General features: G+C 72.0%; 18 protein-coding genes and 1 pseudogene. 6 read left to right on the forward strand and 13 right to left on the reverse strand.

Annotation, left to right across the window (positions count from 1 at the left end; genetic code table 11):
- Positions 1 to 2: 2 nt before the first annotated feature.
- From HEQ75_RS16960 to HEQ75_RS16980, 5 genes are read left to right on the forward strand one after another with little or no spacing between them, the layout of a single operon-like run.
- The gene (locus HEQ75_RS16960; RefSeq protein WP_168032788.1) at positions 3 to 3,095 is read left to right on the forward strand and encodes an efflux RND transporter permease subunit; all 3,093 of its coding nucleotides are present in this window, start codon (positions 3 to 5) and stop codon (positions 3,093 to 3,095) included.
- A gap of 53 nt (positions 3,096 to 3,148) precedes the next feature.
- The gene (locus tag HEQ75_RS16965; RefSeq protein WP_235961830.1) at positions 3,149 to 3,550 is read left to right on the forward strand and encodes a PadR family transcriptional regulator; all 402 of its coding nucleotides are present in this window, start codon (positions 3,149 to 3,151) and stop codon (positions 3,548 to 3,550) included.
- A complete protein-coding gene (locus tag HEQ75_RS16970; protein WP_168032790.1) occupies positions 3,547 to 4,884 on the forward strand; it encodes an FAD-dependent oxidoreductase in 1,338 nt (445 codons plus the stop codon). The genes HEQ75_RS16965 and HEQ75_RS16970 overlap by 4 nt, the downstream gene beginning before the upstream one ends.
- Entirely contained in the window at positions 4,881 to 6,062 is a 1,182-nt protein-coding gene (locus tag HEQ75_RS16975; protein ID WP_168032792.1) for an MFS transporter, read from the forward strand. Before HEQ75_RS16970 ends, HEQ75_RS16975 begins: the two co-directional genes overlap by 4 nt.
- A 2-nt stretch (positions 6,063 to 6,064) precedes the next feature.
- On the forward strand, positions 6,065 to 7,126 hold the full coding sequence (locus HEQ75_RS16980) for an ArsO family NAD(P)H-dependent flavin-containing monooxygenase (RefSeq protein ID WP_168032794.1): 1,062 nt from the start codon (positions 6,065 to 6,067) through the stop codon (positions 7,124 to 7,126).
- A 20-nt stretch (positions 7,127 to 7,146) separates the two neighbouring features.
- Here the strand turns inward: HEQ75_RS16980 and HEQ75_RS16985 are convergent, their stop codons facing one another.
- From HEQ75_RS16985 to HEQ75_RS16995, 3 genes are all read right to left on the reverse strand, one after another.
- Positions 7,147 to 8,763 carry a CocE/NonD family hydrolase gene (locus HEQ75_RS16985; RefSeq protein ID WP_328734208.1) on the reverse strand — a complete coding sequence of 539 codons (1,617 nt, stop codon included), beginning with the start codon at positions 8,761 to 8,763 and terminating at the stop codon, positions 7,147 to 7,149.
- Positions 8,760 to 9,698: an isopenicillin N synthase family dioxygenase gene (locus tag HEQ75_RS16990; RefSeq protein ID WP_168032796.1), complete on the reverse strand. Its 939-nt coding sequence runs from the start codon at positions 9,696 to 9,698 to the stop codon at positions 8,760 to 8,762. The genes HEQ75_RS16985 and HEQ75_RS16990 overlap by 4 nt, the downstream gene beginning before the upstream one ends.
- A gap of 191 nt (positions 9,699 to 9,889) precedes the next feature.
- Positions 9,890 to 10,870, reverse strand: coding sequence for a Bug family tripartite tricarboxylate transporter substrate binding protein (locus HEQ75_RS16995; RefSeq protein ID WP_168032798.1), 981 nt, complete (start codon positions 10,868 to 10,870; stop codon positions 9,890 to 9,892).
- A 98-nt stretch (positions 10,871 to 10,968) separates the two neighbouring features.
- On the opposite strand from HEQ75_RS16995, the gene HEQ75_RS17000 reads away from it, so the two are divergent.
- Complete coding sequence (locus tag HEQ75_RS17000; protein WP_168032800.1) at positions 10,969 to 11,916, forward strand: isocitrate lyase/PEP mutase family protein; 948 nt, start codon at positions 10,969 to 10,971, stop codon at positions 11,914 to 11,916.
- Positions 11,917 to 11,920: 4 nt separating this feature from the next.
- On the opposite strand, the gene HEQ75_RS17005 is transcribed toward HEQ75_RS17000, so the two are convergent.
- The 10 genes and pseudogenes from HEQ75_RS17005 to HEQ75_RS17050 all read right to left on the reverse strand — a co-directional run.
- On the reverse strand, positions 11,921 to 12,232 hold the full coding sequence (locus tag HEQ75_RS17005) for a chorismate mutase (protein ID WP_168032802.1): 312 nt from the start codon (positions 12,230 to 12,232) through the stop codon (positions 11,921 to 11,923).
- Between the two features lie 93 nt (positions 12,233 to 12,325).
- Positions 12,326 to 13,075, reverse strand: coding sequence for an amino acid ABC transporter ATP-binding protein (locus HEQ75_RS17010; RefSeq protein WP_168032804.1), 750 nt, complete (start codon positions 13,073 to 13,075; stop codon positions 12,326 to 12,328).
- On the reverse strand, positions 13,072 to 14,415 hold the full coding sequence (locus tag HEQ75_RS17015) for an amino acid ABC transporter permease (RefSeq protein ID WP_168032806.1): 1,344 nt from the start codon (positions 14,413 to 14,415) through the stop codon (positions 13,072 to 13,074). The genes HEQ75_RS17010 and HEQ75_RS17015 overlap by 4 nt, the downstream gene beginning before the upstream one ends.
- A 1-nt stretch (position 14,416) precedes the next feature.
- Positions 14,417 to 15,634, reverse strand: a complete 1,218-nt coding sequence (locus tag HEQ75_RS17020) for an amino acid ABC transporter permease (RefSeq protein WP_235961831.1) — start codon at positions 15,632 to 15,634, stop codon at positions 14,417 to 14,419.
- A 108-nt stretch (positions 15,635 to 15,742) separates the two neighbouring features.
- Positions 15,743 to 16,768 carry an amino acid ABC transporter substrate-binding protein gene (locus HEQ75_RS17025; RefSeq protein ID WP_168032808.1) on the reverse strand — a complete coding sequence of 342 codons (1,026 nt, stop codon included), beginning with the start codon at positions 16,766 to 16,768 and terminating at the stop codon, positions 15,743 to 15,745.
- Between the two features lie 162 nt (positions 16,769 to 16,930).
- Entirely contained in the window at positions 16,931 to 17,785 is an 855-nt protein-coding gene (locus tag HEQ75_RS17030; RefSeq protein WP_168032810.1) for a universal stress protein, read from the reverse strand.
- A gap of 11 nt (positions 17,786 to 17,796) precedes the next feature.
- Positions 17,797 to 19,275 carry a SulP family inorganic anion transporter gene (locus tag HEQ75_RS17035; RefSeq protein ID WP_168032812.1) on the reverse strand — a complete coding sequence of 493 codons (1,479 nt, stop codon included), beginning with the start codon at positions 19,273 to 19,275 and terminating at the stop codon, positions 17,797 to 17,799.
- 201 nt (positions 19,276 to 19,476) lie between these two features.
- The gene (locus HEQ75_RS17040; RefSeq protein WP_168032814.1) at positions 19,477 to 21,111 is read right to left on the reverse strand and encodes an alpha-D-glucose phosphate-specific phosphoglucomutase; all 1,635 of its coding nucleotides are present in this window, start codon (positions 21,109 to 21,111) and stop codon (positions 19,477 to 19,479) included.
- 69 nt (positions 21,112 to 21,180) lie between these two features.
- Positions 21,181 to 23,190, reverse strand: coding sequence for a M3 family metallopeptidase (locus tag HEQ75_RS17045; RefSeq protein WP_168032816.1), 2,010 nt, complete (start codon positions 23,188 to 23,190; stop codon positions 21,181 to 21,183).
- Between the two features lie 17 nt (positions 23,191 to 23,207).
- A pseudogene (locus HEQ75_RS17050) lies at positions 23,208 to 23,806 on the reverse strand (ATP-binding protein); the annotation flags it as partial.

Raw genomic sequence — 23,806 nt, forward strand, 5'->3', positions numbered from 1 at the left:
GCATGTCGATCTCCGCCCCCTTCATCGCGCGGCCCATCGGCACCACGCTGCTGGCCATCGGCCTGGCCCTGGCCGGGCTGGTGGCCTATTTCGACCTGCCGGTGGCGCCGCTGCCGAAGGTGGATTTCCCGACCATCGCGGTGACGGCCAGCCAGCCCGGCGCCGACCCCGCCATCATGGCGGCCTCCGTCGCCGCACCGCTGGAGCGCAAGCTGGGCGAGATCCCCGGCATCAGCGAGATGACCTCCACCTCCTCGCTCGGCTCCACCCGCATCATCGTGCAGTTCGAACTCTCCCGCTCCATCGAGAGCGCGGCACGGGACGTGCAGGCGGCGATCAACGCGGCGCAGGCGGATCTGCCCTCCGGCCTCACCAGCCAGCCCAGCTTCCGCAAGCTGAACCCGGGCGATGCGCCGGTGCTGATCCTGGCGATGACGTCCGACACCGTCACCTCCGGCGAGATCTACGACGCGGCGGACAGCATCGTGGTGCCGCGCCTGTCGCAGGTGGATGGCACGGCGCAGGTGAACATCTCCGGCGCCGAGCAGCCGGCGATCCGTGTCGCGGTGAACCCGGGCGCGGCGACGGCGGCCAATGTCTCGCTGGAGCAGATCCGCGCCGCCATCACCGGCGCCAACGTCACCCAGGCCACCGGGTTGATCGACGGGCCCGAGCAATCCGCCGCCATCGCGGTGAACGACCGGCTGGTGACGCCGGAGCAGTTCGGCGACATCGTGGTGCGCCAGGCGGATGGCGCCATCGTGCGCCTGTCCAGCCTGGCCCGGGTTTCCCAGGGGCCGCGGGACCGGCGGCAGGCGGGATCCTTCAACGGCCGCCCGGCCGTCATCCTCACCGTCTACAAGCAGGCCGACGCCAATGTGCTGGAGGTGGTGGACGGCATCACCGCGCTGATCCCGCAACTGCAGCGCTGGATCCCTGCCGGCATCGACATCACCGTGATGCGCGACCGGTCGGAGACCATCCGCGCCAGCGTGGCGGAGGTGCAGCACGCGCTGCTGATCAGCATCGTGCTGGTGGTGCTGGTGGTGGCCATGTTCCTCCGCCGCAAATCCGCGGTGGTGGCCGCCGGCATCTCCGTGCCGCTGTCGCTGCTCGGCACGCTCGGCGTGATGTGGATGCTGGGCTACTCGCTGAACAACTTCTCGCTGATGGCGCTGACCATCTCGGTCGGCTTCGTGGTGGACGACGCCATCATCATGATCGAGAACATGGCCCGCCTGGTGGAACGCGGCATGAAGCCGCGCCAGGCGGCGCTGGAAGGCGCGCGGCAGATCGGCTTCACCGTGGTGTCGATGAGCATCTCGCTCATCGCCGTGTTCATCCCGCTGCTGTTCATGGGCGGGCTGGTCGGCCGGATGTTCTTCGAGTTTGCCGCGACGCTGTCGGTCGCCGTCGCCATCTCCGCGGTCATTTCCCTGACCGTCACGCCGATGGTCGCCGTCGCGCTCGGCAGCGCCGCGCCCCGCCCGCCCGGCCGGTTCGGCCGCGGGTTCGAGCGCGCGATGGATGCGCTGGTGGCGGGCTACATGCGCAGCCTGGCCGTGGTGCTGCGCTGGCGTCGCCTGACCGTGGTCTTCACCCTCGGCCTCGTGGTGCTGACCGTCTGGCTCTACATGCAGGTGCCCAAGGCCTTCTTCCCGGAACAGGACACCAACCTGCTGTTCGGCGCCGCCGTGGCGCAGCCCGATACCTCCTTCCAGGCGATGGTCGGCTACCAGGAGCAGGTGGTGGAGATCATCCGCGCCGATCCGGCGGTGGAAAGCATCTCCGCCTCCGTCGGCGGCGGCGGCTTCTTCGGCTCCTCCTCCAACATCCGGCTGCAGATCGGGCTGAAGCCGCGCGCGGCACGCGGCGGGCTGACCGCGGTGCAGGTGATCACACGGCTGCGCGCGCCGCTTTCGCGCGTCACCGGCGTGCAGACCTTCATGCGGCCGCAGGCGGACATCAATGTCGGCGGGCGGCAGGGCAATGCCTCCTACCAGTATGTGCTGCTGACCCCGGACCTCGAGGAGCTGGGCATCTGGAGCGACCGGCTGGTGCAGCAATTGCGCAGCCTGCCGCAGGTGGTGGACGTGTCCTCGGACCAGGAACGCACCGGGCTGATCTCCCGCCTCGTCATCGACCGCGACGCGGCGGCGCGGCTCGGGGTGTCCATCTCCGCCCTGGGTGGCGCGCTGAACAACGCCTTCGCGCAGCGCCAGGTCTCCACCATCTACCGCACCCGCAACCAGTACCGCGTGGTGCTGGAGATCGACCCGCTGCTGACGCAGGATCCGGGGCAGCTGCAGGACATCTTCGTCCCCGGCCGCGACGGGCCGGTGCCGCTGGGCGCGCTGGTGCGGCTGGAACGCAGCGTGGCACCGCGCTCGATCACCCATCAGGGGCTGTTCCCGGCCGCCAGCATCAGCTTCTCGCTGGCCGAGGGGGTGGAACTGGGGGCGGCGACGCGGCTGGTGGAGCAGGCGGCGCTCGATATCCAGATGCCGCCCGGCATCCGCGGCGAATTCGCCGGCAATGCCCGCACCTTCCAGAGCTTCCTCAGCGGCCTGCCGCTGCTGATCCTGGCGGCGCTGGTCACCATCTACATCGTGCTGGGCGTGCTGTACGAAAGCCTGATCCACCCGCTGACCATCCTGTCCACCCTGCCCACGGCGGGGATCGGCGCGCTGCTGGCACTGCTGGCCACCGGCACCCCCTTCAGCGTGATCGCGATGATCGGCGTGATCCTGCTGATGGGCATCGTGAAGAAGAACGCCATCATGATGGTGGATTTCGCCCTGGCGCATGAACGCGAAGGCGGCGCGGGCGGCATGGTGGCGATCCTGGAAGCCTGCCGCGAACGCTTCCGCCCCATCCTGATGACCACCCTGGCCGCGCTGTTCGGCGCCGTGCCGCTGGCCATCGCCACCGGGCCGGGGGCGGAACTGCGCCAGCCGCTGGGCATCACCATCATCGGCGGGCTGGTGCTGTCCCAACTGCTGACTCTGTATACCACGCCGGCGGTCTACCTGGCGCTGGAACGGCTGGCGACGCCGCGCCGGGCCCGGCTGCCGGTGGCGCCCGCGCCGGCCTGAGGTACTGCATCGGGGGTTGATGCCTTGAGCCTTGCGGTATTAGACTGCGGGGCATGGAACACCCCCCCCGCGCGGCCCCGCCGCGCATCGACTACGGCGCCCGGGATTATTGGGCGGGCACCATCAAGATGGGCCTGTCCAAATTCTTCATCCTGCGCGTCCTGCATGACGAGGCGCTGCATGGCTACGAGATCGCGCGCCGCGTCGCCCGCGTCACCGGCGGCTGCTGTTCCCCCAGCGAGGGCACCATCTACCCGGTGCTGCGTGATTTCGAGGCCGGCGGCTTCGTCACCGGCCAGGATGCGCTGGTGCAGGGGCGCACGCGCCGGGTCTATGCCCTGACACCCGCCGGCCGCGCCGCCTTCGCCGTGGCGCTGGAGGCCTGGATGGAAGCGACCACCGCGCTGGCCGATACCGGCCGCGCCTTTGGCTGTGGAAAGGACGATCCCGCATGACCCTGCCCGTCGCCATCATCGGCGCCGGCCCCATCGGGCTGGCCGCCGCCGCGCATCTCCGCGCCCGCGGGCAGGAAGCGGTGGTGCTGGAAGCCGGGCCGCGCATTGCCGCCGCCATGCGGGAATGGGGCCATGTGCGGCTGTTCTCCCCCTGGCGCTACAACACGGATGCCGCGGCGCGCGGCCTGCTGGAAGCCGGCGGCTGGACGGCGCCGGACCCCGAGACCTTCCCCACCGGGGCGGAGATGGTCGCGCAATACCTGGAGCCGCTGGCCGAGGCGCTGGGCCCGGTGGTGCGCACCGGCGCGCGCGTGCTCGGCGTGGCGCGGCGCGACCATGGCCGGCTGCGCGATGCGGCGGATCGTGCCGCCCTGCCGCTGATGCTGCACCTGGCCACCGCACGGGGCGAGGCGGTGCTGGCCGCGCGGGCGGTGCTGGACTGTTCCGGCACCTGGTCCCGCCCCAACCCCGCCGGCGCGCATGGCATGCCGGCGCCGGGCGAGGCGGCGCACGCCGCGCGCATCGCCACCGGCATCCCGGATGTGCTGGGCGCGGCGCGGGCCGCCCATGCCGGCCGCACCACGCTGGTGCTCGGCGGCGGCCATTCGGCCATGAACGCGGTGCTGGATCTGGTGGCACTGGCGCGGCAGGCACCGGGCACGCGCATCCTCTGGGCGATGCGCCGGGCACCGGATGCGATCAGCTTCGGCGGCGGCGCGGCGGATGGGCTGGCGGCGCGCGGCGCGCTGGGGGCGGAGGCGCGGGCGCTGGTGGAAGCCGGCGCCGTCAGCCTCATCGCCCCCTTCCTGCTCGACGGCATCTCGGAGGAGGCGGGTGCGCTGGCGATCCAGGGCCGGCAGGGGGAGGAAACGGTCACGCTGCGCGCCGACCGCCTGGTCACCGCCACCGGCTTCCGCCCGGACCTGTCCTTCCTGGGGGAGGTGCGGCTGGCCTTGGACCCGGCGGTGGAGGCAACCCCCGCCCTGGCGCCGCTGATCGACCCCAACCTGCACAGCTGCGGCACCGTACGCCCGCATGGCGAGGCCGAGTTGCGGCATCCGGAGCCCGGCTTCTGGATCGCCGGCATGAAGAGCTACGGCCGCGCGCCCACCTTCCTGCTGGCCACGGGGCATGAGCAGGTGCGCAGCATCGCCGCGCATCTGGCCGGCGACCTGGCCGCGGCACGGCGGGTGGAACTGGTGCTGCCGGAAACCGGCGTCTGCCGCACCGACACCGCGGCCGCCGCCTGCTGCACCCCGGTGACGCCGCAGGGTGCCTGCTGCGCGCCGAAGCCCGCCCTGGCCGCCACCGCCCCCTGCTGCGGCACGCCGTGAACGAGCCTGCCCCGGCGGGGTCGCGCCGCGTCGTCATCGCGCTGGGCTCGGCGCAGACCCTGGCCTGGGGGTCCTCCTACTACCTGCCGGCGATCCTGGCGGTGCCGATGGCGGACAGCTTCGGCATCCCTTCCTCCTGGGTCTTCGGCGCCTTCTCCGCCAGCCTGATCCTCTCCGCGCTCGTCGCCCCGGCGGTGGGCCGGGCCATCGATGTGCGCGGCGGCCGCGGCGTGCTGGCGCTGTCCAACCTGGTCTTCGCCGCGGGGCTGGCGGGGCTGGCGCTGGCGCCCGGCTTCTGGTGGCTGGCGGCGGCCTGGCTGGTGATGGGGCTGGCCATGTCGCTCGGCCTCTACGATGCCGCCTTCGCCACCCTGGCCGGGCTGTATGGCCGCGCCGCGCGGGCGCCGATCACCGGCATCACGCTGATCGCCGGCTTCGCCTCCACCGTCGCCTGGCCGGTCTCCGCCCTGCTGGAGGAAGGCTTCGGCTGGCGCGGCACCTGCCTCGCCTGGGCCGGGCTGCACCTGCTGCTGGGCCTGCCGCTGAACCGGCTGCTGGTGCCGCCGGCGCCGCCGCCGGAACGCCACGCCGCGGCGGCGGCGGAAGCCGGGCCGCCGCCCTCGCGCCTGGCCATGCCGCTGCTGGCCTTCGTCTTCGCCGCGACCTGGTTCATTGCCGGCGCCATGGCGGCGCACCTGCCCACGCTGCTGCAGGCGGCCGGCGCCACCAGCGCCGCGGCGGTGGCGGCGGGGGCGCTGATCGGCCCGGCGCAGGTGGCGGCGCGCGTCGCCGAATTCGGCCTGCTGCGGCGCTTCCACCCGCTGGTGTCCGCCCGCCTGGCCGCGCTCGGCCATCCGCTGGGGGCGCTGGTGCTGGCCGTGTTCGGCGGGCCGGCGGCGGCGGCCTTCGCGGTGCTGCACGGCATGGGCAATGGCGTGATGACCATCGCCAAGGGCACGCTGCCGCTCGCCGTCTTCGGTCCCGGCGGCTATGGCGCGCGGCAGGGCCTGCTCGGCGCCCCGGCACGGCTGCTGCAGTCCGGCGCGCCCTTCCTGTTCGGCCTGCTGCTGGAAGCCGGCGGCGTCGGCGCCGCGCTGCTGCTGACCGGCGGGCTCTCGGTCGCCGCCTGCCTGGCGCTGCTGCTGCTGCAGGCCGCGCCGGCCACGCCCCGGGCGTGACCATGCCGCAGGTCCTGGTGCTGGGCGGCGGCCAGGCCGGACTCGCCGCCGGCTATTTCCTGCGCCGCGCCGGGCTTTCCTTCCAGCTGCTGGATGCCGGCCCGGCACAAGGCGGCGCCTGGCAGCATGGGTGGGACACGCTCACCCTGTTCTCCCCGGCGCAGCACAATGCGCTGCCCGGCTGGGCCATGCCGCCGCTGCCCGGGGGCGGCTTTCCCGGCCGCGACGCCGTCATCGCCTACCTCGCCGCCTATGAAGCGCGCTATGCCATCCCGGTGCTGCGCCCGGTGCGGGTCACCGGCCTGCATCGCGCGGCGGCGGGGCTGCGGGCGGAAGCCGAGGATGGGCGAAGCTGGACCGCCCCCGCCGTGATCAGCGCCACCGGAACCTGGAGCGCGCCGCACCTGCCGGACCTGCCCGGCCGCGCCCGCTTCGCCGGTCGGCAGATCCACTCCGCCCAGTATCGCCGGCCGCAGGATTTCGCCGGGCAGCGCGTGCTGGTGGTGGGCGGCGGCAATTCCGGCGCACAGGTGATGGCCGATCTGGACGGCCACGCGGCGGCGCTGGCCTGGGTGACGGAACGCCCGCCGGTGTTCCTGCCGCCGGAGGTCGATGGCCGCGTGCTGTTCGAACGCGCCACCGCCCGCTGGCAGGCCGCCCGGCAGGGCCTGCCGCCGCCGGAGGGCCTGCCGGCGGGCGGGCTCGGCAACATCGTGCAGGTGCCGGCGGTGGCGGCGGCGCGGGCGCGCGGGCTGCTGGAAGGCAGGCCGCCCCTGGCGCGGCTGGAGGCCCGGGGCGGCGTCTGGCCGGATGGCGCGCGGTTCGAGGCCGACGCGATCATCTGGTGCACCGGATTCCGCCCGGCGCTGGACCATCTGGCGCCGCTGGGGCTGGAAGCCGGTCCGGCCGGCGCGCCGGTGGCCGTCACCGCCTCCGGCCGCTGCCTGGCGGAGCCCAGGCTCTGGCTGCTGGGCTATGGCGACTGGACGGGCGCGGCCTCCGCCACCCTGGCGGGCGTGACGCGGGCGGCGCGGCAGGTGGTGGCGGAGATCGCCGCCACCTGAACCCCACCGCGCTGCCCGGATCACCCCCCCGCCACCGGCAGCAGCAGCCGTGCCGGATCGGCGCCGCCGCAGCGCAGTGCGAGCGTGATCGGCACGGCCTCCGCCGCCGTCGCCGCGCGGGGATCCGTGCCGGTGCCGGGGTTCACCGGATAGGCGGGGAAGCAGGCGCCGGCCAGCGACAGGCGCAGCCGGTCGCCGGGCGCGAGGGTGATGCACAGCGCCCGCAGCCGCAGCCGCACCGGCCCGCCCGCCAGCACCGCATGGGCCTGGGAGAGGGCGAAGCTGCGCCCCTCCGGCGTCACCAGGCACAGCGTCGCGTTCAGGTCGAAGCTCGGCGCATCCGCCTGCACCGTCGCCACCAGCTCCGGCTCCCCCACCAGGTCCAGCGGTGCGGCCAGGGGCGCGGTGGTGAGGGCCAGCACGTCGAAGCGCGCATCGATCGCGGCGCGGTCGCACCAGGCCGGGCCGCCATGATGCAGGCCCAGCGCCGGCACCGGGCGCCAGGGATCGTGCGTCACCCGCTCCCACGCCTCGGCCGCCGGCGGGGTGGCAGCGAGGCCGCCATCCCGCAGCCGCACCGCGCTGCGGCCATCGCCGGCCAGGAACAGCGGGTGCATCGCCGGCTCCGGCAGCGTGGCGAAGTCGCGCCAGGCACGCCGGCCGAGGTCGAACAGCCGGACGCGGCAGGCCGCCATCCAGCCTTCCAGCGCCCTGCCCTTCAGCACATGGTCGAACAGCGCCACCTGCAGGGCATCGACATCGGACACCGCCGCCGGCCCGAAATCGGCACCAGCGCCCAGCGCGGACCAGGCGAGGTGCGGCCAGGGCCCGATCATCAGCCACTGCGCGCCGCCCGCCGCCGCCCGCGCGCGATAGCCGGCCAGCGTGCCGTCCAGGTGATAGTCGAACCAGCCGCCCACCCAAAGCGCCGGCACATCCGCCTCGGTGCCCGCCAGCGCCTGCGCCGGGGAGGCGCGCTGCCAATAGGGATGGTCCGCCGGCGCGTCGCGCCACAGCGCGTGGTGGTGCAGGCCGGCATGGCGGTCCAGCACGGCCGGCGCGGCCGGCACCGGCCCCTGAAACATGTCTGGCCCGGCCGCCGCCAGCTCGGCATGGGAAGCGGCATCGCCGGCGCGGCGCGCCTGGATGGCGCCGATCTGCGCCGCCCAGAAGGCATTGCCGGCCAGCAGGAAGGCGCCCTTGTCGCGCGCCTTTTCCCCATGCAGGTCCCAGTTCGCCATGGCCGGCGCCATCGCCTTCAGCGCCGCCGGCGCCCGCGACAGCGCCAGCAGCTGCGCCGCCCCCTGGTAGGAGAAGCCATACATCGCCACCCGGCCATCGGCACCGGGCAGGCCGGCGGCCCAGGCGATGGCCTCCGCCCCGTCCTCGGCCTCCGCCGCATAGGCCAGGAAATCGCCTTCCGATGTGCCGCTGCCGCGGACATCCTGGATCACCACGATGTAGCCCTGCGCCGCGTACCAGGCGGGATGCGCGAAGACGACGGTGGAGGCGATCCGCCGCCCATAGGGCTGGCGCATCAGCAGCACCGGATGCGGGCCGGGCGCGGCCGGGCGCCACAGATCGGCATCCAGCCGCACGCCGTCGCGCAGGCGGAGCGAGACGGTCTCCGGCCTCACCCGCCGTAGGTCCGGCGCACCATCTCGTCCATGTGCTCGCCCGTGGTGCAGGGCGCGTAGTGCGGCGGGCCGGCTTCCGGCAGGCAGGTCGGCACGCAGCGCACCACATAGTCGCGCCGCGGGCTGTAGAAGGCGGCGCAGGCGTAGCGGCTGCGGCCGCTGGCGGAGCTGCGCACGCGATGCCGGGTGGACTGGTACAGGTCGTTGGTCCAGCGCCGCACCATGTCCCCCAGGTTGACCACCAAGGTGCCGGGGATCGGCCGGGCAGCGATCCACTGCCCTTCGGCGTTGCAGACCTCGAGACCGCCCGCATCATCCTGCAGCAGCAGGGTCAGCGCGCCCCAATCGGTGTGCGCCCCGGCACCCAGCTGGTCCAGCGCCGCGTCCTTGGGCTGCGGCGGGTAGTGCAGCAGCCGGATGGAGGGCTTCACCGCCACGAAGCCATCCGAGAAATAGCTCTCCGACAGATCGAGCGAGAGCGCCACGGCGCGAATCAGCCGATCGGCCAGCGAGGTCACGGCGCCCTGGTAGGCTTCCATCTGCGCCCGGAAGCCGGGCAGCCCCTCGGGCCATTGGTTGGGCGGGCCGTCCGGCGTCTCGCCGGCGAACATGAAGCTCTCCTTCAGGTCGGGCGGCGCCTGCGCATCCAGGCGCTGGCGCCGCAGCGCCTCATAGCCCCGGTTATGCGCGCCGGGACGGAACTGCACCGCCATCTTCGCCGCCTCCGGCAGGGCGAAGAAGGCGCGCGCCGCGGCGAACTGCCCCTCCAGCAGCGACTGCGGGATGCCGTGATCGGCGGCGTAGAAGAAGCCGGTGTCGCGGCAGGCGCGGTGGATCTGCCAGGCCACATCCTTGCGCCGCGCCGGCTCGGCGGAGGTCAGGCCGCCGATGTCGATCACCGGGATCGCCGCGTGGGACCAGGGTGCGGGGGTCATGCGGGTGTTCCGCCCCGCCCTTCGCGTCGCATGAAGCAGGCAAGGCGGTGGCGCATCATCCCGGGTCCCCTCCTGGTGGGCGCGCGGAGCATGCATGTGCCATGCCAGGGACCGACGCCACCGTGGGGTGTATCGGCCACGCGCTCCACAACCCGGAATCGGGTCGCCTTGGCGCGCGGCCGGCCGGGCCCTCAGTCCAGCTTCACCCCCGCCGTCTGCACCACGCGGCGCCACTTGGTCGTCTCGCTGGTGATGAAGGCGGCAAAGTCGCGCCGGCCGAGGAAGCTCGGGGTGAAGGCCTGTTCGGCCAGCTTCGCCTGGAAATCGGGCTGGGCCAGGATCTTCCCCACCTCCCCCTCGATCCGCGCGGCCTGCGCGTCCGGCAGCCCCTTCGGCCCGAGCAGGCTGATCCAGCCCACCGATTCATAGCCCTCCACACCCTGTTCATGGATCGAGGGCACGTCCGGGAAGAAGGGCGACCTGGCGCGGGAGGTGACGCCGATGGCCCGCACCCGGCCATCCCGCACCAGCGGCGTCAGCGCCGCCAGCGTGTCGGACAGGAAGGGCACCTGCCCCGCCACCAGGTCGGTCAGCGCCGGGCCGGAGCCGCGATAGGGCACATGCGTCAGGCGGGTGCCCGTCATCGCGGCGAACATCTCCACATTCAGATGCTGCGTCGTGCCGTTGCCGGAGGAGGCATAGAAGATGCCGCCGGGATCGGCCTTGGCCCGGGCGATCAGCTCGGCGACCGTGCGCACCGGGAAATCCCGGTTCACCACGAAGAGCTGCGGCACGCTGGCGATCAGGCAGATCGGCGTCATGTCGCGCAGCGGGTCATAGGGCAGGTTGGGGTACAGGCTGGGCGCGATGGTGGTCGGCCCGCTGCCGCCCATCACGATGGTCAGCCCGTCCGGCGCCGCCTTGGCGGCATAATCCATGCCGAGCGTGCCGCCGGCCCCAGGCCGGTTCTCCACCACCACCGGCTGGCCCAGCGGCCCGGTCAGCCGCTCCGCCAGCAGGCGCATCAGCAGGTCCGACCCCTGGCCGGGCGGGAAGGGCATGATGATGCGCAGCGGCCGCCCCTGCGCCCGGGCCGGGCCGGCGAGCGGCGCGGCGGCCAGGGCGAGGCCGCTGGCGAACAGGTGTCGGCGGGTGGGGAAGGCGGCGATCATGGGGGCTGGGTCCCTGCGGCGTTGCATGGCAGTAGGATGGAACAGGCCGGTGCCGCGGGGGAAGCACTCTTCGGCGCCGCACAAGAAGGAGCTCCGCCATGCCCGACGCCAACGCCCCCCCGTCCGGCCCCGTGCTGCCCATCGGCTTCGCCGATTCGCCCGGCCGCAACCGCCGGCTGCGCGAGCTTCTGGCCGGGCCGGACCTGTTCCTGGCCCCTGGCGCCTTCGACTGCGTCACCGCCCGCCTGGTGCAGGCCTCCGGCTTCCCGGCGCTGTATGTCACCGGCGCCGGCATTTCCATGAGCGCGCTGGGCGCGCCGGATGTCGGCGCGCTGTCCTTCGGCGAGATCCTGGACCGGTTGCGCCGCATCTGCGACGTCGTCTCCATCCCCGTCATCGCCGATGGCGATACCGGCTATGGCGGCCCGCTGAACGTCATCCGCACGGTGCGGGAGTATGAACGCGCGGGGGTGTCCGGCATCCAGATCGAGGATCAGGAATGGCCGAAGAAGTGCGGGCATGAGCCGGGGCGCAAGCTGGTCCCGGCGCAGGAGATGCAGATGCGCATCCGCGCCGCGGTGGAAGCGCGGCGGGATGCGGATTTCGTGGTGATCGCCCGCACCGATGCCCGCGCCGGGGAAGGCCTGGCGGCCGCCATCGGCCGCGCCCGGCAGTACCGGGAAGCCGGGGCCGACGTGATCTTCGTGGAAAGCCCGCAATCGGAGGCCGAACTGGCCGATGTCGGCCAGGCCTTCCCGGACGTGCCGCTGCTGGCCAACATGGTCGAAGGCGGCAAGACCCCGATCCTGCCGGCCGAGCGCCTGCAGGCGCTGGGCTTCCGCCTGGCGATCTACCCCAATGCGCTGACCCGGCTGATCGCCAAGGCCGGCATGGAGATGCTGGCCTCGCTGAAGGAGACCGGCTCCACCAACGCCGTCTCGGGCAGCATGTACAGCCATGGCAAGCTGTGGGAGCTGTTCGACAACGCCACCTGGCGGGCGCTGGAGGACCGCTATCTGCGGGTGGAGACGCCGGCCAAGGGGTAGGTGCTCAGCCCTTCTGGGCGATCTCGCGGTGCTGGCGGACCACCTCCGCCATCACCCGGCGGATGAACTCCTCGGCGAAATCCTCATCCAGCCCGGCGCGGGTGGCCGCTTCCCGCAGGCGGGCGACCTTCGCCTCCTCCCGCGCCACATCCACGGCATCCAGCCGGTGCCGGGCCTTGAGCTGGCCCACCGCCCGCGTCACCCGGAAACGCTCGGCCAGCATGGCGACCAGGGCGGTGTCGATGTTGTCGAGGCTGCGGCGCAGTCGCCAGAGGTCCTCCGGTGCGGCCTGCTCGGTCGCGGATTCGTTGGGCATGGGATGCTGCCGCCTTCTCGCCTGATGCTGCGTCGGGGGTAGCAGAACGCCCCCGGGGCCGGGAAGGCAAGACCCCGGCGGGAAGCGGCAGGCCTACAGGATCTGGCTGAGGAACATCCGGGTGCGGTCGTAGCGGGGGGCGGAGAAGAAATCGGCCGGCGCCGCCTGCTCCACGATCTCGCCCTGGTCCATGAACACCACGCGGTCCGCGACGGTCCGGGCGAAGCCCATCTCATGCGTCACCACCACCATGGTCATGCCGGTGGAGGCCAGTTCCACCATCGTCTCCAGCACCTCCTTGATCATCTCGGGGTCGAGCGCGCTGGTGGGTTCGTCGAACAGCATGATGCGCGGCGCCATGCACAGCGCGCGGGCGATGGCGACGCGCTGCTGCTGGCCGCCGGACAGTTGCAGCGGGTACTTGGCCGCCTGTTCGGGGATGCGCACCCGTTCCAGATGCGCCATGGCAATCCGCTCCGCCTCCACCTGCGGCATCTGCCGCACCCAGGTCAGGGCGAAGGTGCAGTTCTCCAGCACCGTCATGTGCGGGAACAGGTTGAAGGACTGGAAGACCATGCCGGTCTCCCGCAGGATCGGCGCATCCCGCTTCGGCTCCCCGCACAGCGCCTGGCCATGGATGCGGATGTCGCCCTTCTGATGGCGTTCCAGCTGGTTGATGCAGCGGATCATGGTGGATTTGCCGGAGCCGGAGGGCCCGCAGACCACCACGCGTTCGCCTTCCGCCACCGCCAGGTCGATGCCCTTCAGCGCCTGGAAGGTGCCGTACCACTTGCTGACGCCGACCAGCTCGATCGCCGGGCCGCTCCTGCCTGCCGGGTTCATCGGCGCTGCCCCGCGCCCAGCCGGCGTTCCAGGTTGATGCTGTACTGCGACATCAGGAAGCAGAAGACGAAGTAGATCATCGTGATGAAGAAAAAGGGCTCGATGAACAGGCCGAGCCAGCGGGTATCCTCGCCCACCGCGCGCGACATGCTGAGCAGGTCGAACAGGCCGATGATGGAGACCAGCGTGGTGTCCTTGAACAGGCCGATGAAGTTGCCGACGATGGAGGGGATCATGATGCGCAGCGCCTGCGGCAGGATGATGAAGCCGGTGGACTGCCAGAAGCCCAGCCCCATGGCGGCCGCCGCCTCGTACTGCCCCTTCGGAATCGCCTGCAGCCCACCGCGCACGATCTCCGCCATATAGGCGGAGGCGAACAGGCAGACCGCGACGATGGCGCGCAGCAGCCGGTTCACCTCCACGCCGGCCGGCAGGAACAGCGGCAGCATGGTGTTGAACATGAACAGGATGGTGATGAGCGGGACGGAGCGGAACAGCTCGATGAAGGTGACGCAGAACACCCGGATCAGCGGCATCTCGGACCGCCGGCCGAGCGCCAGCAGCACGCCGGCGGGCAGCGAGAAGGTGATGCCGATGCCGGAGATCACCAGAGTCAGGAACAGCCCGCCCCAGAGCCGCGTCGGCACCTCCACCAGCTCCAGCGGCAGCACCAGGGCCAGCGCCACCAGATACAGCGCCAGCAGCGACGCCTGGCCGATCCGCGCCGCCCTGGCGTCGTCGCGCGCGCCCAGCAGGCGGGCCATCAGCGCGCCGAAGGAGATGCCCCGGCGCATCTCGGCCAGCGCCGTCAGCCAGCACCACAGGAAGGCCGCCAGCCCCAGCGCGATGGCCGCGGTCCACACCACGCCCTTCGCCCCGCCCATGAACAGGTAGGAGGCCAGCAGCGGGAACAGCAGCACCAGGCACAGGCCGATGGCGACCTTGGAGCGCACCCGCGGCAGCCACAGCGGCAGCGCCCAGGCCACCAGCAGCACCGCGCCCAGGTCGATGCGCCAGGCCTGGTCCTTCGGGTACAGCCCGTAGATCAGGTTGGGGATCCAGGCGGCGACGCCGGGCCAGCAGGCGCCGGCGCGGCCCACCATGTCCAGGCATTGCCGGCGGTTCTCGGCCTCCCACACCGCCTTCACCAGCGCCCAGTCCAGCACCGCCGCGACGGTGACGTACAGGATCCAGGCGCCGAGGAAGGTCAGCAGGGCGTTCGGGACGGAGGAGAACAGGTTGGCGCGCATCCAGCCCACCGCGCCGATGCTGCTGGGCGGCGGCGGGTCGGCGGGCTTCGGCGCGAAGACCAGCGGTTCGGGGCGCGTCGCATCGGACATCTCAGCGTTCCCGCAGCAGGATGCGTCGGTTGTAGGCATTCAGCGCGAAGGAAACGATCAGGCTGACCACGCAGTAGAAGCCCATGGTCATGGCCACGATCGGGATCGCCCGGCCGGACTGGTTCAGCGAGGTGTTCATCCAGACGCTGACGAGGTCGGGGAAGCCGATGGCGATGGCCAGCGAGGAATTCTTCGTCAGGTTCAGGTACTGGCTGATCAGCGGCGGGATGATGACGCGCATCGCCTGTGGCAGGATGATGAAGCGCATGGTGCGCGAGGGCTTCACGCCCAGCGCCCGCGCCGCCTCCGTCTGGCCGTGGCCGACGGATTGGATGCCGGCGCGCACGATCTCCGCGATGAAGCAGGAGGTGTAGATCGACAGCGCCACCACCAGCGCGCAGAAGGCGGGGGGCACGGAAAAGCCGCCGACGAAGTTGAAGCCGCGCAGCGCCGGCCAGTTCCACCCCAGCGGTGCGCCCAGGGCCAGGTAGACCAGCAGCGGCACCCCCGCCACCAGGGCGAAGCCGACCAGGCCGGCAGGGAAGGCGCGGCCCGTCTCCCGCAGCCGGCGGCGCGCCCAGACGCTGACGGCGATGGCCGCGCCGACGGCCAGCGCCAGCGCGCCCAGCACCGTCTCGAAGCCATCCTGCGGCACGGGGGCCGGGAAATAGGCGCCGCGGTTGTTCAGCCACATGAAGCCGCCGAGCGCGATGCTTTCCCGCGGCCGCGGCAGCAGGTTGAAGACGCCGAAATACCAGGCGATGATCTGCAGCAGCAGCGGCGTGTTGCGCAGCACCTCCACATACCAGCGCGCCAGCGTGCGGATCAGCCAGTTGGTCGAAAGCCGCGCCAGCCCCACCACCAGCCCCAGCGCGCTGGCGAAGACGATGCCGATCACCGCCACCAGCAGCGTGTTGGCGATGCCCACCTGGAACACGCGCAGGTAGCTGTCGCCCTCCCGGTACGGAATCAGGGTGAAGGCGATGTTGAAGCCGGCCGAGACATCCAGGAAGTCGAAGCCCGCCGACATGCCGCGCGTCGCCATGTTGGCGATGGTGTTGGACACCAGGTACCAGATCAGCCCGACCACGGCGGCGAAGGTGACGGCCTGGTAGAAGATGGCCCGCACCGTCGCATCGTTGACGAAGGCGCCAAGGCGCATCGGCGTCGTCGCCGGCCGGCGGATCGCCGCGGTGGGGGGCGCGCTGGATTGGGACATGGGCAGCCCTGCTTGCGCACGGGCCGCGTGAAGGCCAAGGGCGGGCCGCGCACCCTGCGCGGCCCCCGGCCTCAGCCCATCGCGGCCCGGCCTATGGGAGACGGGGTCTCAGCGGAACGGCATGGGGTAGAGGATGCCGCCATTGGTCCACAGCGCGTTCAGCGACCGTTCGCGCGGGATGCCGATCGGCGTATTGGCGCCGACATTGCGCTCATACACCTCCCCATAGTTGCCGACATGGCGCAGCACCCGCACCATGAAGTCCGCCGGCAGGCCCATGCCCTGGCCGACATTGCCCTCGGTGCCCAGCAGCCGCTTGATGCCGGGATTCGGCGATTGCAGCATCTGCGTGACATTGGCGGAGGAGACGCCCATCTCCTCGGCCTCGATCATGCCGAACAGCACCCAGCGGACGATGTCACCCCAGTTGTTGTCGCCATGCCGGACCACCGGGCCCAGCGGCTCCTTGGAGATGGTCTCCGGCAGGATCACGTGGTCGTTCGGGGTCGGGAAGGCGGAACGGCGCGCGGCGAGGCCCGACTTGTCGTTGGTATAGGCGTCGCAGCCGCCGCCCAGATAGGTCTCCACCAGCACGTTGACGTTCTCGTTCGTCACCGCGGTGAAGCGCATGTTGTTGGCGCGGAAATAGTCGGCCAGGTTCAGCTCCGTCGTCGTGCCGGTCAGCACGCAGACCGTGGCGCCGTCCAGCTGCCGGGCGGAGGTGATGCCGGAGGAACGCGGCACGACGAAGCCCTGGCCGTCGTAGAAGTTCACGCCGGCAAATTCGAGGCCGAGCTGCCCGTCACGCACCGCCGTCCAGGTCGTGGTGCGGGAGAGCATGTCGCTCTCGCCATTGGCCAGCGAGGTGAAGCGCACCGCGGAGGTCACCGACTGGTACTGCACCTTCGACGGATCGTTGAAGATCGCCGCAGCGACGGCGCGGCACATGTCCACGTCCATGCCGGACCAGGTGCCGTTGGCGGCCAGGGCATAGAAGCCCGGCGTCGGCAGTCCGACCTGGCAGTTCAGGTTGCCACGGCTGCGCACCTGTTCCAGCGTTTGTTGCGCCGATGCGGCCCCCGAAAGGCCAAGCATCGCGGCCGCCGCCATCAGCAGCGAAACACCCATCTTCATCCCGACTTACTCCCAGTGCCTTGCCCGAAGCCCTTGCAAGCGATGTGCCATGGCCTTGATGGCCATGTGCGCGGAACTGGTCTCGGCCAGACATCGCCCGGGCTTGGACGCTATGGGGAACGGATTGGTGATTCAAGCGCAATCAATCGGCGCGGCGGCGCCTCAACGGAACACCAGCACCGGAATCCGGCAGGCGCGCAGCAGCGCCGTGGTGGTGCTGCCCAGGATCAGGTTGCGCAGGCGGCCATGGCCATAGGCGCCCATCACCAGAAGATCGATGCCGGCTTCCGCGACATGGGCGGCGATCGCCGCCTCCGCTTCCCCGGCCAGGACGGTGCTGCGCAGCGTCCGCCCGGCCTGCGCCAGCCGGGCCGCCGGCGCCTCCAGCAAGGCGCGGCCGGACGCGACATCGGCGGCCACCGTCAGCAGCTCCCCCTCCAGCCCCTCCAGCGCCGCACTGCCGGCGGCGTAGTCCACCGCCAGCTGCGCCGCCCGGCCGCCATCATGGGCGATGGCGAAGCGGCGGATCGGGCGGAAGGCGCGGGCGGCGACCAGCACCGGGCGAATGCTGGCGCGCAGCACGCGCTCCAGATTCGCGCCCAGATGGCCCACGGCGAAATCCGCATCCTCGCCGCGCTTGCCGACCACCAGCAGGTCGGCCTCCGCCTCGAACTGCAGCACCGTGTCCACCAGCGAGCCATGCCGCTGCACCAGCGACACCTCCGCCACCCCGGCGGCCTTCAGCCGCGCCTCGGCCGCCGCCAGCAGGGCGCGGCCGCGGCGCAGCGCCACGCGGCCGCGCGCGGCGTCCAGCGCCGCCAGCTCGGCCAGCAGCGCCTCCTGCTCATCGAGGCCGAGCGCGCCGCTGCGGTCGGCCGGCGCATCGGCCGCCGCGCGGTCCAGCACATGCAGCACGCGCACCGCGGCGCCCCCCATGCGCGCGGCCGCCCAGGCGGCGTGGTCCATGATGCTCTCGCCATAGGTCGAGCCGTCGGTGCAGGCCAGGATCCGTGCCATCTGCCAACTCCTCAGTGCAGGGCGGGGGCGTCGGCGCCGGGCTTGCCCTGCACGCCGAGGCGGTCCACCAGCGTGGCGCTGGCCTCGTTCATCCCACGGATCTCGACCTCCGTCCCCTCCCGCCGGAACTTCAGCACGACGCGGTCGAGCGCGCCCACCGCCGTCAGGTCCCAGACATGGGCGGCGGAGATGTCGATCACCACGCGCTCGATCGCCTCCCGCAGGTCGAAGGCGGCGCCGAAGGCTTCGGCGCTGGCGAAGAAGATCTGCCCGGTCACGGTGTAGGTCCGCGTGGTGCCGTCGGCCGAGAGGCTGGAGGCGATGGTGAACAGCCGCGCCACCTTGCGCGCGAAGAACACGCCGGACAGCAGCACACCCACCAGCACGCCCTGCGCCAGGTCATGGGTGGCCACCGTCACCGCCACCGTCGCCAGCATGACGATGGAGGAGCTCTTCGGATGCGTGCGCAGATCCGCCATCGATTTCCAGGAGAAGGTGCCGATGGAGACCATGATCATCACCGCCACCAGCGCCGCCATCGGAATCTGCCGCACCAGATCGGCCAGCACCAGGATCAGGAACAGCAGGAACAGCCCGGCCCACAGCGTGGACAGCCGCCCGCGCCCGCCCGACTTCACGTTGATCACCGACTGCCCGATCATCGCACAGCCCGCCATGCCGCCGAACATGCCGGCGACGATGTTGGCGATGCCCTGGCCATAGCTTTCGCGGATCTTGTCGGAGGAGGTGTCCGTCAGGTCATCGACGATCTGCGCCGTCATCAGCGACTCCAGCAGCCCCACGACCGCGAGCGTCAGCGAGGTGGGCAGGATGATCCACAACGTCTCCAGCGTCAGCGGCACGTCCGGCAGCAGGAAGGCCGGCAGTTCCGCCGGCAGCTCCCCCATGTCGCCCACCGTGCGCACGTCGAGGCCCAGCAGGATCGCCAGCGTGGTGACGATGATGATGGCGATCAGCGGCGAGGGCACGGCGGTGGTCAGGCGCGGCAGCAGGTAGATGATGGCCAGCGCCAGGGCGCACAGCACATAGGTCACCCAGGTCACGCCGATCAGCTCCGGCAGCTGCGCCATGAAGATCAGGATGGCCAGCGCGTTGACGAAGCCCGTCATGACGGAGCGCGAGACGAAGCGCATCAGCACGCCCAGCTTCAGCAGCCCGGCCAGCATCTGCAGCACGCCGCACAACAGCGTTGCCGCCAGCAGGTACTGGATGCCGTGCTCCTTCACCAGCGTGACCATCACCAGCGCCATGGCGCCGGTGGCCGCCGAGATCATCGCCGGCCGGCCACCGGCGAAGGCGATGACGATGGCGATGCAGAAGGAGGCATAGAGCCCGACCTTCGGATCGACCCCGGCGATGATGGAAAAGGCGATCGCCTCCGGGATCAGCGCCAGCGCGACGACGGTGCCGGCCAGGATGTCGGCACGGATGTTCGAGAACCATTCGGCCTGGAGCCGGGCGAGGGACATGGGCGGGAACTCCGGGGCGGCCAGGCCGGGGCGGGCCGCGCAGGACGCAGGGCGCCCGCCGCCGGATGGCGGGGCGCGAAGGATCAGGGCCCGCCGGGGATGGCGGGCGCGCAGGCTGCGTCAGGGCGGCGTGGAAACCATGGCAGGGTGTGTAACAGCACCCTGCTGCGCCGCACAATGGCCGGCGAACCGGCGCCGCCGTCAGGTGATGACGGAAGGCGCCGCCCGCCCCGTATGGCGCGCGATCTCCGCGATCGCGTCCGCTGCCGCGATCACCGGCGCCAGCGCCGCCTGCGTCTCGGCCCCGTGGCGCGCCGGATCGGCCTCGTAGCGTTCCAGGTAGACGCGCAGCGTGGCGCCCACCGTGCCGGTGCCGGAGAGGCGGAACACCACCCGCGCATCCTCGGCGAACAGGATCCGCACGCCCTGCTGCGCGGTGACGGAGCCATCCACCGGGTCGGTATAGGCGAAGTCGTCGGCGGCGGAGACGGTCAGCCCGGCGAAGACCTGGCCGGGCAGCCCTTCCAGCTTCGCGCGCAGCGCCCGCATCAGCCCCTGCGCCGCCTCGGCCTCCACCTCCTCGTAATCGTGGCGGCTGTACTGGTCGCGGCCGAATTCGGCCCAGTGCGCGCGCACCAGCGCATCCGCCGGCTTGCCGGTGGCGGCCAGGATGTTGAGCCACAGCAGCACGGCCCAGAGCCCGTCCTTCTCCCGCACATGGTCGGACCCCGTGCCGGCGCTTTCCTCCCCGCACAGGGTGATGCGGCCGGAATCGAGCAGGTTGCCGAAGAATTTCCAGCCGGTCGGCGTCTCGTAGCAGGGCAGGCCGGCCTTCGCCGCCACCCGGTCCACCGCCCGGCTGGTGGGCATGGAGCGGGCGACGCCCGCCAGGCCGCGCGCATAACCCGGCGCGCGATGCGCATGGGCGGCCAGGATCGCCAGGCTGTCGCTCGGCGTCACGAACAGGCCCGGCGCCACGATCATGTTGCGGTCGCCATCGCCATCCGAGGCCGCGCCGAAATCGGGCGCCTCCGCCCCCAGCATCAACGCCATGAGGTCGGCATTGTGCACCGGGTTGGGGTCCGGGTGGTGGCCGCCGAAATCCGGCAGCGGCGTCGCGTTCACCACCGTGCCGGCCGGCGCGCCCAGCGCGCCTTCCAGGATGGCCTTGGCATAGGGGCCGGTCACCGCGCTCATCGCATCGAAGCGCATGCGGAAGCCGCCGCGGAACAGCGCGGCGATGGCCTCGAAATCCACCAGCTGGCGCATCATCGCCGCGTAATCCGCCACCGGGTCCAGCACCACCACCGTGGCGGCACCCAGCGTCACCTCCCCCAGCCGTTCCAGGTCCAGGTCCGGCGCTTCCAGCGTGGCGTATGCGGTGATGGCGCTGGCGCGACGGTGGATGGCGCCGGTCAGATCCTCCGGCGCCGGGCCGCCATTGGCGGCGTTGAACTTGATGCCGAAATCACCGTCCGGCCCGCCCGGATTATGGCTGGCGGACAGCACCACGCCGCCGATCGCCCGGTTGATGCGGATGAGGTTGGAGGCCGCGGGCGTGGACAGCAGCCCCCCCTGCCCTACCAGAATCCGGGAAAAACCGTTGGCCGCGGCCATGCGCAGCGTGGTCTGCACCACCTCCCGGTTCAGGAAGCGGCCATCGCCGCCCAGCACCAGCGTCGCGCCCTGCCGGGCCTCCCCCAGCGTGTCGAAGATCGCCTGGACGAAATTCTCCACGTAATGCGGCTGGCGGAACACCGCGACCTTCTTGCGCAGGCCGGAAGTCCCCGGCTTCTGGTCCATGAAGGGCGTGGTGGCGATCCGGCGAATGGTCATGCAGCTCTCCCCGCGGCTCTGGCGGCCACGGGGCGCACCATCGCCCCGGCCCGCCGCCCTCGGCAAGAGCTACGCCCCGACCAGCCCGCGGTTGCGCAGCAGCGCGCCCACCTGCGGCTCCCGGCCGCGGAAGGCGACGTAGAGGCCCATGGGGTCCTGTGTGTCGCCGGCCTCGAACACCGCCTTCAGCCGGGCGGCCAGCGCCGGGTCGAAGGGGTCGCCGGCTTCCTCGAAGGCCTCGAAGGCATCGGCGTCCAGCACCTCGGCCCACATGTAGGCGTAGTAGCCCGCGGCGTAGCCGCCGCCGGCGAACAGGTGCTGGAAATGCGGCGGGCGGTGGCGCAGTCCGATCGCCTCCGGCATGCCGATCTCCGCCAGGAAGGCCGTCTCGAAGGCCGCGAGGTCCAGCGATTGCGGGTCCGGGTGCGTGTGCAGCGCCAGGTCGATCAGCGCGGAGGAGACGAATTCCACCGTCGCGAAGCCCTGCCCCGCCTGGCGCGCCGCCAGGATCCGCGCCAGCAGATCCTCCGGCAGCGGTTCGCCGCTTTCATGGTGGCGGGCATGGGCGCGCAGGATCGCCGGCACTTCCAGCCAGTGTTCCAGCACCTGGCTCGGGAATTCCACGAAATCCGCCAGCACCGCGGTGCCGGATTGCGACGGGTAGCGCGCGGTGGAAAGCAGCCCGTGCAGCGCGTGGCCGAATTCGTGGAACAGCGTCCGCGCCTCGTCGAAGGACAGCAGGGCCGGGTCGGATTTGGCGATGTTGTTGTTGTTCACCACGATGGGCGTCACGGGTCCGTCGAGCGTCTCCGCCACCCGGTAGCTGCTCATCCAGGCGCCGGAGCGCTTGGCCGGGCGGGCGAAGCTGTCCAGCAGGAACAGGCCGCAATGCGCACCCTCCCCATCCTGCATGTCGAAGGCGCGCACATCCGGATGGTACAGCGGGATGTCGGTGCGTTCCACGAAGCGCACGCCGAACAGCCGGCCCGCGGTGTCGAAGATCGCCCGCAGCATGCCTTCCAGCGGGAAGTAGGGCTTGGTCAGCGTCTCATCCACAGCATGGCGGTCGCGGCGGGCGCGTTCGGCGTAGTGGCGCCAGTCCCAGGCTTCGATGGGGTGGCCGGCCAGCGCCTCCAGCTCGGCCCGCTCCGCCTCCGCCCGGCGGCGCGCCGGCGCCCAGACCTCGCGCAGCAGCGCCTCCGCCGCCGCCGGCTGGCGCGCCATGTTGTCGGCGAGGCGCCAATCGGCGAAATCGGCGAAGCCCAGCAGCCGGGCGCGCTCCCGCCGCAGGGCCAGGATCTCCTTCACCAAAGGCGCATTGTCCCGCGCCGGCCCGGTGCCACGCGCCACCCAGGCCTCCCAGGCCCGGCGACGCAGCGCGCGGTCAGTGGAGAAGGTCAGGAAGGGCTCGACGGAGGAACGGGACAGGGTGATGACCCAGCCATCGACCCCGCGTTCCCGCGCCGCCTCCCGCGCCGCGTCGCGGGCAAAGCCGGGCAGGCCCGCCAGCTCGGACTCGGCCAGTTCCATCTGCCACGCGGTCTCGTCCTGCAGCACGTTCTGCCCGAATTGCGTGTGCAGGGTGGCCAGCCGGGCGGCGATCTCCGTCATCCGGGCGCGGCCCGCCTGGTTCAGCCCGGCGCCGGCGCGCAGCAGCCCGGCATGCAGGCGCACCAGCAGCCGGTCCTGGTCCGGGTCGAGGTCCAGCTCCGCGCGGCGGGACAGCACGGCGGTGACGCGGGCGAACAGGCCGGGATTCAGCACCACTTCCGAGCGGTGGCGCGCCAGCTTCGGCGCGAAATCGCGCTCCACCGCCTGCAACGCCTCCGTCGCCTGGCTGGAGACCAGGTTGAAGAAGACGGATTTCACCCGGTCCAGCACCCGGCCGCTGCGCTCCAGCGCCTCCACCGTGTTGCGGAAGCTGGGCGGCGTGGTGGCGGCGGCGATCGCCTGCACCTCCGCCGCATGGGCCGCCATGCCGGCCTCGAAGGCGTCCGGGAAATGCTCCGCGCGGATCAGGTCGAAGGGCGGCACGCCGAAGGGCGTGGTCCAGGGGGCAAGCAGGGGATTGTCGGTCATGCCCCGAAGGTAGGGAGTCAGGCCGCCGCGGTCACCACTTCCTCCGGCCCGTTCGGGTCGCCCGGCGCGGTTTCCCAGGCCAGGCCCACCAGCACGATGCTGCGCCGCCCGCCACGCTCCGCCCGCACCACCAACGCGCCCTGTTCCTCCATATAGGTCAACAGCCGCCGCGCCCGGCCGATGGAGCGGCTGCCATAGGCCCGCGCCAGCGTGGCGTCGGAGGGGCAGGGCTGGCCTTCCCGCGCCATCCGCGCCAGCAGCAGGAAGACGCCCTGCACATCCTCCGGCAGCGCCATGGCCCGGGCGGCGGCCTGCAGCCAGCCCTCGTCCGCCGCCGCCGCCTCGGCGCCGATGCCGGCGCGGGCGGTGGTCAGCAGGCGGCGGAATTCCGGGATCTCGATCGCCGGGCCCGGCACCTCCTCGATCCGGCAGCGCACCAGGAAGTCCTGGTACAGCACCGCGGCCGGGCGGAACGGCGCGTCCGGCTCCGCCAGCACCCGGCGCAGCACCGCATCCAGCGCCCGGCGCCGCGCGGCCAGCGCCTCCGCGCTCGGTGGCGCCGCGGGGGCGGCGGCGGCCGGGGCGGGGCGGTGCTGGGCGAGCTGAGCCAGCAGGT

Source organism: Falsiroseomonas selenitidurans (genome assembly GCF_012103215.1).
GTDB classification, from domain to species: domain Bacteria; phylum Pseudomonadota; class Alphaproteobacteria; order Acetobacterales; family Acetobacteraceae; genus Falsiroseomonas; species Falsiroseomonas selenitidurans.